Below are 12,430 nucleotides of genomic sequence, written 5' to 3'. Positions count from 1 at the left end.
TGCCTCACGGCAGCACTGGGGCGGACGTACGGGAATCTTCCGGGAAGTGTGAGCGCAATACCGACCAGGCGCCCGGTGGGCCTTCCGCCCCCGGCCTGCGGTTCCGGAAGGGCCGTGTGCATTCCCGCTGGGATGTCCGAACAAGGGGCATCTGTGTCAGCGAGAGCGCGACACGCCCGACCGCGTGGGTCGGACAGAAGGCATCGGAACCACCGGGTTCCGGAGCGTTGAGAGACAGGACTACTGAGTAGCCATGGCGGGACAGAAGATCCGCATCCGGCTCAAGGCCTACGACCACGAGGTCATCGACTCCTCGGCGAAGAAGATCGTCGAGACGGTGACCCGCACTGGTGCGTCGGTCGCGGGCCCGGTGCCGCTGCCCACTGAGAAGAACGTGTACTGCGTCATCAAGTCGCCGCACAAGTACAAGGACTCGCGCGAGCACTTCGAGATGCGCACGCACAAGCGCCTGATCGACATTCTCGACCCGACCCCCAAGACCGTTGACTCTCTGATGCGACTCGACCTCCCGGCCGGTGTCGACATCGAGATCAAGCTCTAAGGGCTGGTGATCTGAGAATGGCTAAGCAGATCAAGGGCATCCTGGGCGAGAAGCTCGGCATGACGCAGGTGTGGGACGAGAACAACCGCGTTGTTCCCGTCACCGTCGTCAAGGCCGGCCCCAACGTCGTGACCCAGGTTCGTACGAACGATGTCGACGGCTACGAGTCCGTCCAGATCGCGTTCGGCGAGATCGACCCGCGCAAGGTGAACAAGCCCCTCAAGGGCCACTTCGCGAAGGCCGACGTCACCCCCCGTCGCCACCTCGTCGAGATCCGTACCGCTGACGCCAGCGAGTACACCCTCGGCCAGGAGATCACCGCTGAGGTGTTCGAGGCCGGCATCAAGGTCGACGTGACCGGCAAGAGCAAGGGCAAGGGCTTCGCCGGTGTCATGAAGCGCCACAACTTCAAGGGTGGCAAGGCGTCCCACGGTGCCCACCGTGTGCACCGCATGCCCGGTTCCATCGGTGGCTGTGCCACCCCCGGCCGTGTCTTCAAGGGCATGCGCATGGCGGGTCGCATGGGCAACGAGCGGGTCACCACCCAGAACCTGACCGTCCACGCCGTTGACGCGGAGAAGGGTCTGCTGCTCATCAAGGGCGCGGTTCCCGGTCCGAACGGCGGCCTCGTCCTGGTCCGCACCGCGGCCAAGGGGGCCTGAGGTAACCGATGAGCACTGTTGACATCCTTTCGCCTGCTGGCGACAAGGCCGGTTCCGTCGAGCTCCCCGCGGAGATCTTCGACGTCGAGAAGATCAGCATCCCGCTGATCCACCAGGTCGTCGTCGCGCAGCTGGCCGCTGCCCGCCAGGGCACGCACAAGACCAAGTCCCGTGGCGAGGTCCGTGGTGGTGGCCGCAAGCCTTACCGCCAGAAGGGCACCGGTCGCGCCCGCCAGGGTTCGACCCGCGCGCCGCAGTTCGCCGGTGGTGGCGTCGTGCACGGTCCCGTGCCGCGTGACTACTCGCAGCGGACCCCGAAGAAGATGAAGGCCGCGGCCCTGCGCCACGCCCTCACCGACCGGGCCCGCCACAACCGCATCCACGTCGTCTCCGGCGTGGTCGAGGGCGCGAACCCGTCCACGAAGGCCGCCAAGACGCTGTTCGGCAAGATCTCGGAGCGCAAGAACCTGCTCCTGGTCGTCGAGCGCGCCGAAGAGGCCGCGTGGCTGTCCGCCCGCAACCTGCCCCAGGTCCACATCCTGGAGCCGGGCCAGCTGAACACGTACGACGTTCTCGTCTCGGACGACGTGGTCTTCACCCAGGCCGCGCTCGAGTCCTTCGTGTCCGGCCCGAAGGCCAATGACACCGAAGGGAGCGAGGTCTGATGGCTATCCGTCACCCCGCTATCGCCTCGAAGGCCGCCAAGGCCGCCAAGGCCGCGCGCGTCGCCAAGGCGAAGCGTCACGCCACCGAGGGCAAGAACACGGTCGAGACCCCGCTGAGCAAGTCCTTCACGGACCCCCGTGACGTGCTGCTGAAGCCGGTCGTCTCGGAGAAGAGCTACGCGCTCCTCGACGAGGGCAAGTACACGTTCATCGTCGCCCCGGGCGCCAACAAGACCCAGATCAAGCAGGCCGTCCAGGCGGTCTTCTCGGTCAAGGTCACCGGGGTCAACACGATCAACCGCCAGGGCAAGCGCAAGCGCACGAAGACCGGTTTCGGTCAGCGTGCCGGCAGCAAGCGCGCGATCGTGACCCTCGCCGAGGGCGACCGTATCGACATCTTCGGCGGTCCGACCGCGTAAGCGGGTCGGATCGTCCGATATCGGACGAGGACTGAGAAATGGGAATCCGCAAGTACAAGCCGACTACGCCGGGCCGTCGTGGCGCCAGCGTCGCCGACTTCGTCGAGGTCACGCGGTCCACGCCGGAGAAGTCGCTGGTCCGTCCCCTGCACAGCAAGGGCGGCCGTAACAATGCCGGTCGTGTGACCGTTCGCCACCAGGGTGGCGGACACAAGCGCGCCTACCGAGTGATCGACTTCCGTCGTCACGACAAGGACGGCGTGCCGGCGAAGGTCGCGCACATCGAGTACGACCCCAACCGCACCGCGCGCATCGCGCTGCTGCACTACGCCGACGGCGAGAAGCGCTACATCCTCGCCCCGCGCAACCTGCAGCAGGGTGACCGCGTCGAGAACGGTCCCGGGGCCGACATCAAGCCGGGCAACAACCTGGCGCTCCGCAACATCCCGGTCGGTACCACGATCCACGCGATCGAGCTCCGTCCCGGTGGCGGTGCCAAGTTCGCCCGCTCCGCCGGTGCCTCCGTGCAGCTGCTCGCGAAGGAGGGCTCGATGGCCCACCTCCGCATGCCGTCCGGTGAGATCCGCCTGGTCGACGTCCGCTGCCGCGCCACCATCGGCGAGGTCGGCAACGCCGAGCAGAGCAACATCAACTGGGGTAAGGCCGGCCGTAAGCGGTGGCTGGGCGTTCGCCCGACCGTCCGTGGTGTCGTCATGAACCCGGTTGACCACCCGCACGGTGGTGGTGAGGGCCGGACGTCCGGTGGTCGCCACCCTGTGTCCCCGTGGGGCAAGAAGGAAGGCCGTACTCGTTCGCCCAAGAAGGCGTCGAACAAGTACATCGTCCGCCGCCGCAAGACGAACAAGAAGCGCTAAGGACGGGTTGAGATGCCTCGTAGTCTGAAGAAGGGGCCCTTCGTCGACGACCACCTGATCAAGAAGGTGGACGCACAGAACGAAGCCGGCACCAAGAACGTCATCAAGACCTGGTCCCGCCGCTCGATGATCATCCCGGCGATGCTCGGACACACCCTCGCGGTGCACAACGGCAAGACCCACATCCCGGTGTTCGTCACCGAGTCGATGGTCGGCCACAAGCTCGGCGAGTTCTCGCCGACCCGCACCTTCCGGGGCCACGTCAAGGAAGACCGGAAGTCGAAGCGCCGCTAGTAGCGGATCGCATTCAGACACGTAAGTAACTGAGAGGGACAACCATGGAAGCCAGGGCCCAGGCGCGGTACATCCGCGTTACGCCCATGAAGGCCCGCCGCGTGGTGGACCTTATCCGTGGCATGGATGCCACGGAGGCTCAGGCTGTTCTGCGATTCGCTCCGCAGGCAGCCTCCGTGCCGGTCGGCAAGGTGCTCGACAGCGCCATTGCCAACGCCGCGCACAACTACGACCACACCGACGCCGACAGCCTCTTCATTTCCGAGGCGTACGTCGACGAGGGCCCGACCCTGAAGCGGTTCCGTCCGCGCGCCCAGGGCCGCGCCTACCGGATCCGCAAGCGGACCAGCCACATCACCGTGGTCGTCAGCAGCAAGGAAGGAACCCGGTAATGGGCCAGAAGGTTAACCCGCATGGGTTCCGGCTCGGCATCACCACGGACTTCAAGTCCCGTTGGTACGCCGACAAGCTGTACAAGGACTACGTCAAGGAAGACGTCGCCATCCGGCGGATGCTGACGTCCGGCATGGAGCGCGCCGGCATCTCGAAGGTTGAGATCGAGCGCACCCGTGACCGCGTCCGCGTCGACATCCACACCGCTCGTCCGGGCATTGTCATCGGTCGCCGCGGCGCCGAGGCCGACAAGATCCGTGGCCAGCTGGAGAAGCTGACCGGCAAGCAGGTCCAGCTGAACATCCTCGAGGTCAAGAACCCCGAGACGGATGCTCAGCTCGTGGCCCAGGCCGTCGCCGAGCAGCTCTCCTCCCGCGTCTCCTTCCGTCGGGCCATGCGTAAGAGCATGCAGTCCGCCATGAAGGCCGGCGCCAAGGGCATCAAGATCCAGTGCGGTGGCCGCCTCGGTGGCGCCGAGATGTCCCGCTCGGAGTTCTACCGCGAGGGCCGTGTGCCCCTGCACACGCTCCGCGCGAACGTGGACTACGGCTTCTTCGAGGCCAAGACGACCTTCGGCCGCATCGGTGTGAAGGTCTGGATCTACAAGGGCGACGTCAAGAACATCGCCGAGGTCCGCGCCGAGAACGCTGCTGCCCGTGCCGGCAACCGCCCGGCCCGTGGCGGCGCCGACCGTCCGGCCCGTGGTGGCCGCGGTGGCGAGCGTGGCGGTCGCGGTCGTAAGCCGCAGCAGGCTGCCGGCGCCGAGGCCCCCAAGGCCGAGGCTCCCGCCGCCGCCGCTCCGGCTGAGAGCACCGGAACGGAGGCCTGACCGACATGCTGATCCCCCGTAGGGTCAAGCACCGCAAGCAGCACCACCCGAAGCGCCGCGGTCAGGCCAAGGGCGGTACGACGGTCGCGTTCGGCGAGTACGGCATTCAGGCCCTCACGCCGGCGTACGTGACCAACCGCCAGATCGAGGCGGCCCGTATCGCGATGACCCGCCACATCAAGCGTGGTGGCAAGGTCTGGATCAACATCTACCCGGACCGCCCGCTGACGAAGAAGCCTGCCGAGACCCGCATGGGTTCCGGTAAGGGTTCTCCGGAGTGGTGGATCGCGAACGTGCACCCGGGTCGGGTCATGTTCGAGCTGTCTTACCCCAACGAGAAGATTGCGCGTGAGGCCCTCACTCGTGCGGCCCACAAGCTGCCGATGAAGTGCCGGATCGTCAAGCGCGAGGCAGGTGAAGCGTGATGTCGGCCGGTACCAAGGCGTCCGAGCTGCGCGAGCTGGGCAACGAGGAGCTTCTTGCGAAGCTCCGCGAGGCCAAGGAAGAGCTGTTCAATCTCCGCTTCCAGGCGGCGACTGGTCAGCTCGAGAACCACGGCCGTCTGAAGGCGGTCCGCAAGGACATCGCGCGGATCTACACCCTGATGCGCGAGCGTGAGCTGGGCATCGAAACGGTGGAGAACGCCTGATGAGCGAGAAGAACGTGACTGAGAACGCAGAGGCCCGCGGCTTCCGCAAGACCCGCGAGGGTCTCGTCGTCAGCGACAAGATGGACAAGACCGTCGTCGTCGCTGTCGAGGACCGCGTCAAGCACGCGCTGTACGGCAAGGTCATCCGCCGTACGAACAAGCTCAAGGCGCACGACGAGCAGAACGCTGCGGGCGTCGGCGACCGTGTCCTCCTCATGGAGACCCGGCCGCTGTCCGCGACGAAGCGCTGGCGCGTCGTCGAGATCCTCGAGAAGGCCAAGTAAGAAATCCCCGTAAGGGGATTCCTTAAGCAAGGTTCCTGCGGGGCACCCCTCGCAGGACAGTTCCGCCAGGCTCCGGGGGCCGCTCAGCCGAGTGGCCCCCGGGGAACCGGCAGACAATCAGGAGATAGACGTGATCCAGCAGGAGTCGCGACTGCGTGTCGCCGACAACACTGGTGCGAAGGAGATCCTTTGCATCCGTGTGCTCGGTGGCTCCGGTCGCCGCTACGCGGGCATCGGTGACGTCATCGTCGCCACCGTCAAGGACGCGATCCCCGGCGGCAACGTGAAGAAGGGTGACGTCATCAAGGCCGTCATCGTTCGCACCGTCAAGGAGCGCCGTCGTCCGGACGGCTCGTACATCCGCTTCGACGAGAACGCCGCCGTCATTCTGAAGAACGACGGCGACCCTCGCGGCACCCGTATCTTCGGCCCCGTCGGCCGTGAGCTGCGCGAGAAGAAGTTCATGAAGATCATCTCGCTCGCGCCGGAGGTGCTGTAAGCATGAAGATCAAGAAGGGCGACCTGGTCCAGGTCATCACCGGTAAGGACAAGGGCAAGCAGGGCAAGGTCATTGCCGCTTTCCCGCGCGAGGAGCGCGTCCTGGTCGAGGGTGTCAACCGGGTCAAGAAGCACACCAAGGCCGGTCCGACCGCCAGCGGTTCCCAGGCCGGCGGCATCGTGACCACCGAGGCGCCGGTCCACGTCTCCAACGTCCAGCTGGTCGTTGAGAAGGACGGCAACAAGGTCGTCACGCGTGTCGGTTACCGCTTCGACGACGAGGGCAACAAGATCCGCGTTGCCAAGCGGACGGGTGAGGACATCTGATGGCTACCACCACTCCGCGCCTGAAGCAGAAGTACCGCGAGGAGATCGCGGGCAAGCTGCGTGACGAGTTCAAGTACGAGAACGTCATGCAGATCCCCGGCCTCGTCAAGATCGTGGTCAACATGGGTGTCGGCGACGCCGCCCGTGACTCGAAGCTCATGGACGGTGCCGTCCGTGACCTGACCACCATCACCGGTCAGAAGCCGGCCATCACCAAGGCCCGCAAGTCCATCGCGCAGTTCAAGCTGCGTGAGGGTCAGCCGATCGGTGCCCACGTCACGCTCCGTGGCGACCGCATGTGGGAGTTCCTGGACCGCACCCTGTCGCTCGCGCTGCCGCGCATCCGCGACTTCCGCGGCCTGTCCCCGAAGCAGTTCGACGGCCGTGGCAACTACACCTTCGGTCTCACGGAGCAGGTCATGTTCCACGAGATCGACCAGGACAAGATCGACCGCGTCCGGGGTATGGACATCACCGTGGTCACCACGGCGACCAACGACGCTGAGGGCCGTGCCCTTCTCCGTCACCTCGGCTTCCCGTTCAAGGAGGCGTAAGCGAGATGGCGAAGAAGGCTCTGATTGCCAAGGCTGCTCGTAAGCCCAAGTTCGGTGTGCGTGGCTACACCCGCTGCCAGCGCTGCGGCCGCCCGCACTCCGTGTACCGCAAGTTCGGCCTGTGCCGCGTCTGCCTTCGTGAGATGGCTCACCGTGGCGAGCTGCCGGGCGTGACCAAGAGCTCCTGGTAATCCCCTTCATCAGGGATTCCGGAAGCTCTCGGTAAGCATCTGGGTCGACAGGGCCCTTCTCCCCATGCCGTAGGCTTGTGGAGTTGGGCGCCTGTCGCGCCCGTACGACTTACTACGCCGTAGGTCCACCGCACCGCACCCGCCTCGTCTCGGATCGAGGAGAGGGATGGCGCACCAGGAAACCCCGGCGAGAGAGGCCGAAGGCCAATTCATGACCATGACTGATCCGATCGCAGACATGCTTACGCGTCTGCGTAACGCGAACTCGGCATACCACGACTCCGTGACGATGCCGGCGTCCAAGATCAAGTCGCACATCGCGGAGATCCTCCAGCAGGAGGGCTTCATCACGGGCTGGAAGGTCGAGGACGCCGAGGTCGGCAAGAACCTCGTCCTCGAGCTGAAGTTCGGCCCGAACCGTGAGCGCTCCATCGCGGGCATCAAGCGGATCTCCAAGCCCGGTCTCCGGGTTTACGCGAAGTCCACCAACCTGCCCAAGGTGCTGGGCGGCCTCGGCGTGGCGATCATCTCCACGTCGCACGGGCTCCTCACCGACAAGCAGGCCGGCAAGAAGGGCGTAGGCGGAGAAGTTCTCGCCTACGTCTGGTAACGGAAGGGAACGGAGGAAACAGCTATGTCGCGTATTGGCAAGCTCCCCATCACGGTTCCCGCCGGCGTGGACGTCACCATCGACGGCCGTACGGTCTCGGTCAAGGGCCCCAAGGGCACGCTGACCCACACCGTCGTCGCGCCGATCGACATCGTCAAGGCTGAGGACGGCACCCTCGCGGTGACCCGCCCCAACGACGAGCGTCAGAACAAGGCCCTCCACGGCCTGTCCCGCACGCTGGTGGCGAACATGATCACCGGCGTGACCCAGGGTTACGTGAAGAAGCTCGAGATCAGCGGTGTCGGTTACCGCGTTATGGCCAAGGGTTCGAACCTCGAGTTCGCGCTCGGCTACAGCCACCCGATCGTCATCGAGGCGCCCGAGGGCATCACCTTCAAGGTGGAGTCCCCGACCCGCTTCCAGGTCGAGGGCATCGACAAGCAGAAGGTCGGCGAGGTTGCGGCCAACATCCGCAAGCTGCGCAAGCCTGACCCGTACAAGGCCAAGGGCGTCAAGTACGAGGGCGAAGTTATCCGCCGCAAGGTCGGAAAGGCGGGTAAGTAAGCCATGGCATACGGACAGAAGATCCTCAAGGGCGACGCCTACAAGCGCGCCGCGATCAAGCGCCGCCACATCCGGATTCGCAAGAACATCTCCGGTACGGCGGAGCGTCCGCGTCTGGTCGTCACCCGCTCCAACCGCCACATCGTGGCGCAGGTGATCGACGACCTCAAGGGCCACACGCTGGCTTCCGCGTCCACTCTGGACGCGTCGGTCCGCGGCGGCGAGGGCGACAAGTCCGCGCAGGCCAAGCAGGTCGGCGCCCTGGTCGCCGAGCGTGCCAAGGCCGCCGGTGTCGAGGCTGTCGTGTTCGACCGTGGTGGCAACCAGTACGCCGGGCGCATCGCTGCCCTGGCGGACGCCGCCCGCGAAGCCGGACTGAAGTTCTGATCCGGTTCCGTAGCTAGCGGAAACAGAGAGAGGTAATTCCAATGGCTGGACCCCAGCGCCGCGGTGGCGGTGCCGGTGGCGGCGAGCGGCGGGACCGGAAGGGCCGTGACGGCGGCGCTGCTGCCGCCGAGAAGACCGCGTACGTTGAGCGCGTCGTCGCGATCAACCGCGTCGCCAAGGTTGTGAAGGGTGGTCGTCGCTTCAGCTTCACCGCGCTGGTCGTGGTGGGCGATGGTGACGGCACCGTCGGTGTCGGTTACGGCAAGGCCAAGGAGGTGCCGGCCGCCATCGCCAAGGGTGTTGAGGAGGCCAAGAAGCACTTCTTCAAGGTCCCCCGTATCCAGGGCACCATCCCTCACCCCATCCAGGGTGAGAAGGCTGCCGGCGTCGTGCTGCTCAAGCCCGCGTCCCCGGGTACCGGTGTTATCGCCGGTGGTCCGGTGCGCGCCGTGCTCGAGTGCGCCGGTATCCACGACATCCTGTCGAAGTCGCTCGGCTCCGACAACGCGATCAACATCGTGCACGCCACCGTGGCGGCCCTCAAGGGCCTGCAGCGTCCCGAGGAGGTCGCGGCCCGCCGTGGCCTGCCGCTCGAGGACGTCGCCCCCGCGGCTCTGCTGCGTGCGCGTGCCGGGGCTGGTGCGTAATGGCGCAGCTCAAGATCACGCAGGTCAAGTCGTACATCGGCAGCAAGCAGAACCACCGTGACACTCTGCGGTCGCTTGGTCTCAAGGGGATCAACACCGTGGTCGTCAAGGAGGACCGCCCCGAGTTCCGCGGCATGGTGCACACCGTCCGCCACCTCGTGACGGTTGAGGAGGTCTGATCATGGCGGAGAACAACCCGCTGAAGATCCACAACCTCCGTCCCGCCCCGGGCGCCAAGACCGCCAAGACCCGCGTGGGTCGTGGTGAGGCGTCCAAGGGTAAGACGGCCGGTCGTGGTACCAAGGGCACCAAGGCCCGTTACCAGGTTCCGGAGCGCTTCGAGGGTGGGCAGATGCCCCTCCACATGCGCCTCCCGAAGCTCAAGGGCTTCAAGAACCCCTTCAAGGTCGAGTTCCAGGTCGTGAACCTGGACAAGCTCGCCTCGCTGTACCCGGAGGGTGGCGAGGTCACCGTTGAGGACCTGGTCGCCAAGGGTGCGGTGCGCAAGAACAGCCTCGTCAAGGTCCTGGGCCAGGGCGAGATCACCGTGGCGCTGCAGGTGACGGTCGACGCCGTCTCCGGCTCCGCCAAGGAGAAGATCACCGCCGCCGGCGGCACGGTCACCGAGCTCGTCTGAAGCTCGGCCGTGCGCGGCTGATGTGACGACAGCGGCCGGGAACCTCCCACTGGGGGGTTCCCGGCCGCTGTGTTTTCCGTTCCCTTGACGATCCCCCGAAGGTCCCAAGGGGATGTACGGGGACGTTCTTGCACATGTGTTCGTATGACGAGTGAGGCACGCTATCCCGCAACACCCTCCGATGTGGGTAGGCTGGGTCGCTGGCGCCCAGCGTCGGCTTGGCATGCCGTAATCTCGTCCCTCAGGCCATCAACTCTTTTCGTCTACCTCACGCGCGCACACGCGGGGGTCGCAGGAGGCACCGTGCTCACCGCGTTCGCCCGGGCGTTCAGGACGCCCGACCTGCGCAAGAAGCTGCTCTTCACGCTGGGCATCATCGTGGTCTACCGGGTCGGTACCCACGTCCCGATCCCCGGCGTCAACTACAAGGCCGTCCAGACCTGCGTGAACGAGGCGTCCGGTAATCAGGGTCTCTTCGGTCTCGTCAACATGTTCAGCGGCGGCGCGCTGCTCCAGATCACGATCTTCGCGCTCGGCATCATGCCGTACATCACGGCCAGCATCATCCTTCAGCTGCTGACCGTGGTCATCCCGCGCCTGGAAGCCCTCAAGAAGGAGGGCCAGGCCGGCACGGCGAAGATCACGCAGTACACGCGTTACCTGACCGTGGCGCTCGCCATCCTGCAGGGCACCGGCCTGGTGGCCACCGCCCGCAGCGGCGCGCTCTTCAGCGGCTGCTCGGTCGCCACGAGCATCGTCCCGGACCAGGCGATCTTCACCACGATCACCATGGTCATCTGCATGACCGCCGGCACCGGCGTCGTGATGTGGCTCGGCGAGCTCATCACCGACCGCGGCATCGGCAACGGCATGTCGATCCTGATGTTCATCTCGATCGCCGCGACGTTCCCGTCCGCGCTGTGGGCCATCAAGAAGCAGGGCACCCTGGCCGGCGGCTGGATCGAGTTCGGCACCGTGATCCTGGTGGGTCTGGTGATGGTCGCGCTCGTCGTCTTCGTCGAGCAGGCCCAGCGCCGTATCCCGGTGCAGTACGCGAAGCGCATGATCGGGCGCCGTTCCTACGGCGGCACGTCCACGTACATCCCGCTCAAGGTGAACCAGGCCGGTGTCATCCCGGTCATCTTCGCCTCGTCGCTGCTGTACATCCCGGCGCTGGTGGCTCAGTTCTCCGGCGGCAACTCGGGCTGGAAGACCTGGGTCACCCAGAACCTGACCAAGGGCGACCACCCGGTCTACATCACGCTGTACTTCTTGCTCATCGTGTTCTTCGCGTTCTTCTACGTGGCGATCTCCTTCAACCCCGAGGAAGTCGCCGACAACATGAAGAAGTATGGTGGCTTCATCCCGGGCATCCGGGCTGGCCGACCGACCGCTGAGTACCTGAGCTACGTACTCAACCGGATCACCTGGCCGGGTTCGCTGTATCTGGGTCTGATCGCTCTCGTACCGACAATGGCGTTGGTCGGGTTCAACGCGTCGAACAACTTCCCGTTCGGCGGGACCAGCATCCTGATCATCGTGGGTGTGGGTCTCGAGACGGTGAAGCAGATCGAGAGCCAGCTCCAGCAGCGCAATTACGAAGGGTTCCTCCGCTGATGCGTATCGTCCTCGTCGGTCCTCCTGGTGCCGGTAAGGGAACGCAAGCCGTCCGCCTCGCCGAGCAGCTGACCATCCCGCACATCTCCACGGGTGACCTGTTCCGCGCGAACATCAGCCGGCAGACGGAGCTCGGCAAGCTCGCGAAGTCCTACATGGACGCCGGCAACCTCGTTCCCGACGAGGTCACCATCGCCATGGCCAAGGACCGCATGGAGCAGGGCGACGCCGAGAACGGCTTCCTGCTCGACGGCTTCCCGCGCAACGTCTCGCAGGCCGAGGCCCTGGACGCGCTGCTGCAGGACGAGGGCATCACGCTGGACGCGGTGCTGGACCTGGAGGTCCCGGAGGACGAGGTCGTCAAGCGGATCGCCGGCCGGCGCATCTGCCGCAACGACTCCTCCCACGTCTTCCACGTGACGTACAGCCCGGCCAAGCAGGCGGGCGTCTGCGACGTCTGCGGCGGCGAGCTGTACCAGCGTGACGACGACTCCGAGGAGACGGTCCGCACGCGGCTCGAGGTCTACCACACGCAGACCGAGCCGATCATCGACTACTACAAGGCGCAGGGCCTGGTCGTGACGATCTCCTCCCTGGGTCCGGTGGACGAGATCACGCAGCGGGCGCTGGCCGCCCTCAAGGGCGAGAACGCCGAGAGCAAGTAGATCGCGGTCACCACGGCCGCGGTGCCCTCCCCCCGGACTTCCTCCGGGGGACTTCGAGGGCGCCGCGGCCGTAGTGTTGTGCAGGTAACCCAGTCGACGTG

23 protein-coding genes are annotated in these 12,430 nt (G+C 65.8%); all 23 read left to right on the top strand.

The features are described from left to right. Positions 1-253 precede the first annotated feature (253 nt). Positions 254-562, top strand: coding sequence for a 30S ribosomal protein S10 (gene rpsJ / locus ACIPRD_RS04525; protein WP_003948644.1), 309 nt, complete (start codon positions 254-256; stop codon positions 560-562). Positions 563-579: 17 nt separating this feature from the next. Continuing rightward, on the top strand, positions 580-1,224 hold the full coding sequence (gene rplC, locus ACIPRD_RS04520; RefSeq protein ID WP_356400904.1) for a 50S ribosomal protein L3: 645 nt from the start codon (positions 580-582) through the stop codon (positions 1,222-1,224). 8 nt (positions 1,225-1,232) lie between these two features. Further along, positions 1,233-1,889, top strand: coding sequence for a 50S ribosomal protein L4 (gene rplD, locus ACIPRD_RS04515; RefSeq protein ID WP_356400902.1), 657 nt, complete (start codon positions 1,233-1,235; stop codon positions 1,887-1,889). Then, positions 1,889-2,308, top strand: a complete 420-nt coding sequence (gene rplW, locus ACIPRD_RS04510) for a 50S ribosomal protein L23 (protein ID WP_330459292.1) — start codon at positions 1,889-1,891, stop codon at positions 2,306-2,308. Before rplD ends, rplW begins: the two co-directional genes overlap by 1 nt. A 38-nt stretch (positions 2,309-2,346) precedes the next feature. Beyond that, the gene (rplB, locus tag ACIPRD_RS04505) at positions 2,347-3,183 is read left to right on the top strand and encodes a 50S ribosomal protein L2 (protein ID WP_031167077.1); all 837 of its coding nucleotides are present in this window, start codon (positions 2,347-2,349) and stop codon (positions 3,181-3,183) included. Positions 3,184-3,195: 12 nt separating this feature from the next. Then, positions 3,196-3,477, top strand: a complete 282-nt coding sequence (gene rpsS / locus ACIPRD_RS04500) for a 30S ribosomal protein S19 (protein WP_356400899.1) — start codon at positions 3,196-3,198, stop codon at positions 3,475-3,477. Between the two features lie 44 nt (positions 3,478-3,521). Then, complete coding sequence (rplV, locus tag ACIPRD_RS04495; RefSeq protein ID WP_003974262.1) at positions 3,522-3,869, top strand: 50S ribosomal protein L22; 348 nt, start codon at positions 3,522-3,524, stop codon at positions 3,867-3,869. Then, complete coding sequence (gene rpsC / locus ACIPRD_RS04490; RefSeq protein ID WP_356400897.1) at positions 3,869-4,699, top strand: 30S ribosomal protein S3; 831 nt, start codon at positions 3,869-3,871, stop codon at positions 4,697-4,699. Before rplV ends, rpsC begins: the two co-directional genes overlap by 1 nt. A 5-nt stretch (positions 4,700-4,704) precedes the next feature. Continuing rightward, on the top strand, positions 4,705-5,124 hold the full coding sequence (rplP, locus tag ACIPRD_RS04485) for a 50S ribosomal protein L16 (protein WP_004927269.1): 420 nt from the start codon (positions 4,705-4,707) through the stop codon (positions 5,122-5,124). Beyond that, positions 5,124-5,348, top strand: coding sequence for a 50S ribosomal protein L29 (gene rpmC / locus ACIPRD_RS04480; RefSeq protein ID WP_007494763.1), 225 nt, complete (start codon positions 5,124-5,126; stop codon positions 5,346-5,348). The genes rplP and rpmC overlap by 1 nt, the downstream gene beginning before the upstream one ends. Then, complete coding sequence (rpsQ, locus tag ACIPRD_RS04475; protein WP_018543912.1) at positions 5,348-5,632, top strand: 30S ribosomal protein S17; 285 nt, start codon at positions 5,348-5,350, stop codon at positions 5,630-5,632. The genes rpmC and rpsQ overlap by 1 nt, the downstream gene beginning before the upstream one ends. A gap of 130 nt (positions 5,633-5,762) precedes the next feature. Then, positions 5,763-6,131 (top strand): 50S ribosomal protein L14, encoded by a 369-nt coding sequence (gene rplN, locus ACIPRD_RS04470; RefSeq protein ID WP_003992364.1) that lies wholly within the window; start codon positions 5,763-5,765, stop codon positions 6,129-6,131. A 2-nt stretch (positions 6,132-6,133) separates the two neighbouring features. Then, positions 6,134-6,457: a 50S ribosomal protein L24 gene (rplX, locus tag ACIPRD_RS04465; protein ID WP_223776223.1), complete on the top strand. Its 324-nt coding sequence runs from the start codon at positions 6,134-6,136 to the stop codon at positions 6,455-6,457. Next, the gene (gene rplE, locus ACIPRD_RS04460; protein ID WP_356401225.1) at positions 6,454-7,011 is read left to right on the top strand and encodes a 50S ribosomal protein L5; all 558 of its coding nucleotides are present in this window, start codon (positions 6,454-6,456) and stop codon (positions 7,009-7,011) included. Before rplX ends, rplE begins: the two co-directional genes overlap by 4 nt. A gap of 5 nt (positions 7,012-7,016) precedes the next feature. Then, the gene (locus ACIPRD_RS04455) at positions 7,017-7,202 is read left to right on the top strand and encodes a type Z 30S ribosomal protein S14 (protein WP_003948630.1); all 186 of its coding nucleotides are present in this window, start codon (positions 7,017-7,019) and stop codon (positions 7,200-7,202) included. 211 nt (positions 7,203-7,413) lie between these two features. Continuing rightward, the gene (gene rpsH / locus ACIPRD_RS04450) at positions 7,414-7,812 is read left to right on the top strand and encodes a 30S ribosomal protein S8 (protein ID WP_007384075.1); all 399 of its coding nucleotides are present in this window, start codon (positions 7,414-7,416) and stop codon (positions 7,810-7,812) included. 24 nt (positions 7,813-7,836) lie between these two features. Continuing rightward, positions 7,837-8,376 carry a 50S ribosomal protein L6 gene (gene rplF, locus ACIPRD_RS04445; protein ID WP_356400894.1) on the top strand — a complete coding sequence of 180 codons (540 nt, stop codon included), beginning with the start codon at positions 7,837-7,839 and terminating at the stop codon, positions 8,374-8,376. Between the two features lie 3 nt (positions 8,377-8,379). Then, positions 8,380-8,763 (top strand): 50S ribosomal protein L18, encoded by a 384-nt coding sequence (gene rplR, locus ACIPRD_RS04440; protein ID WP_020941679.1) that lies wholly within the window; start codon positions 8,380-8,382, stop codon positions 8,761-8,763. Between the two features lie 41 nt (positions 8,764-8,804). After that, on the top strand, positions 8,805-9,410 hold the full coding sequence (rpsE, locus tag ACIPRD_RS04435; RefSeq protein WP_007494753.1) for a 30S ribosomal protein S5: 606 nt from the start codon (positions 8,805-8,807) through the stop codon (positions 9,408-9,410). Further along, positions 9,410-9,589 (top strand): 50S ribosomal protein L30, encoded by a 180-nt coding sequence (rpmD, locus tag ACIPRD_RS04430; RefSeq protein ID WP_330459301.1) that lies wholly within the window; start codon positions 9,410-9,412, stop codon positions 9,587-9,589. Before rpsE ends, rpmD begins: the two co-directional genes overlap by 1 nt. Before the next feature lie 2 nt (positions 9,590-9,591). Then, positions 9,592-10,047, top strand: coding sequence for a 50S ribosomal protein L15 (gene rplO / locus ACIPRD_RS04425; RefSeq protein ID WP_356400892.1), 456 nt, complete (start codon positions 9,592-9,594; stop codon positions 10,045-10,047). 303 nt (positions 10,048-10,350) lie between these two features. Continuing rightward, positions 10,351-11,664, top strand: a complete 1,314-nt coding sequence (gene secY, locus ACIPRD_RS04420) for a preprotein translocase subunit SecY (protein ID WP_356400890.1) — start codon at positions 10,351-10,353, stop codon at positions 11,662-11,664. Beyond that, positions 11,664-12,329, top strand: coding sequence for an adenylate kinase (locus ACIPRD_RS04415; RefSeq protein ID WP_356400888.1), 666 nt, complete (start codon positions 11,664-11,666; stop codon positions 12,327-12,329). The genes secY and ACIPRD_RS04415 overlap by 1 nt, the downstream gene beginning before the upstream one ends. The last annotated feature ends 101 nt before the right edge of the window (positions 12,330-12,430 follow it).

It is taken from the genome of Streptomyces sp. NPDC090108 (genome assembly GCF_044747185.1).
GTDB lineage: Bacteria > Actinomycetota > Actinomycetes > Streptomycetales > Streptomycetaceae > Streptomyces.
This window is presented reverse-complemented; position numbering and strand designations above follow the sequence as displayed.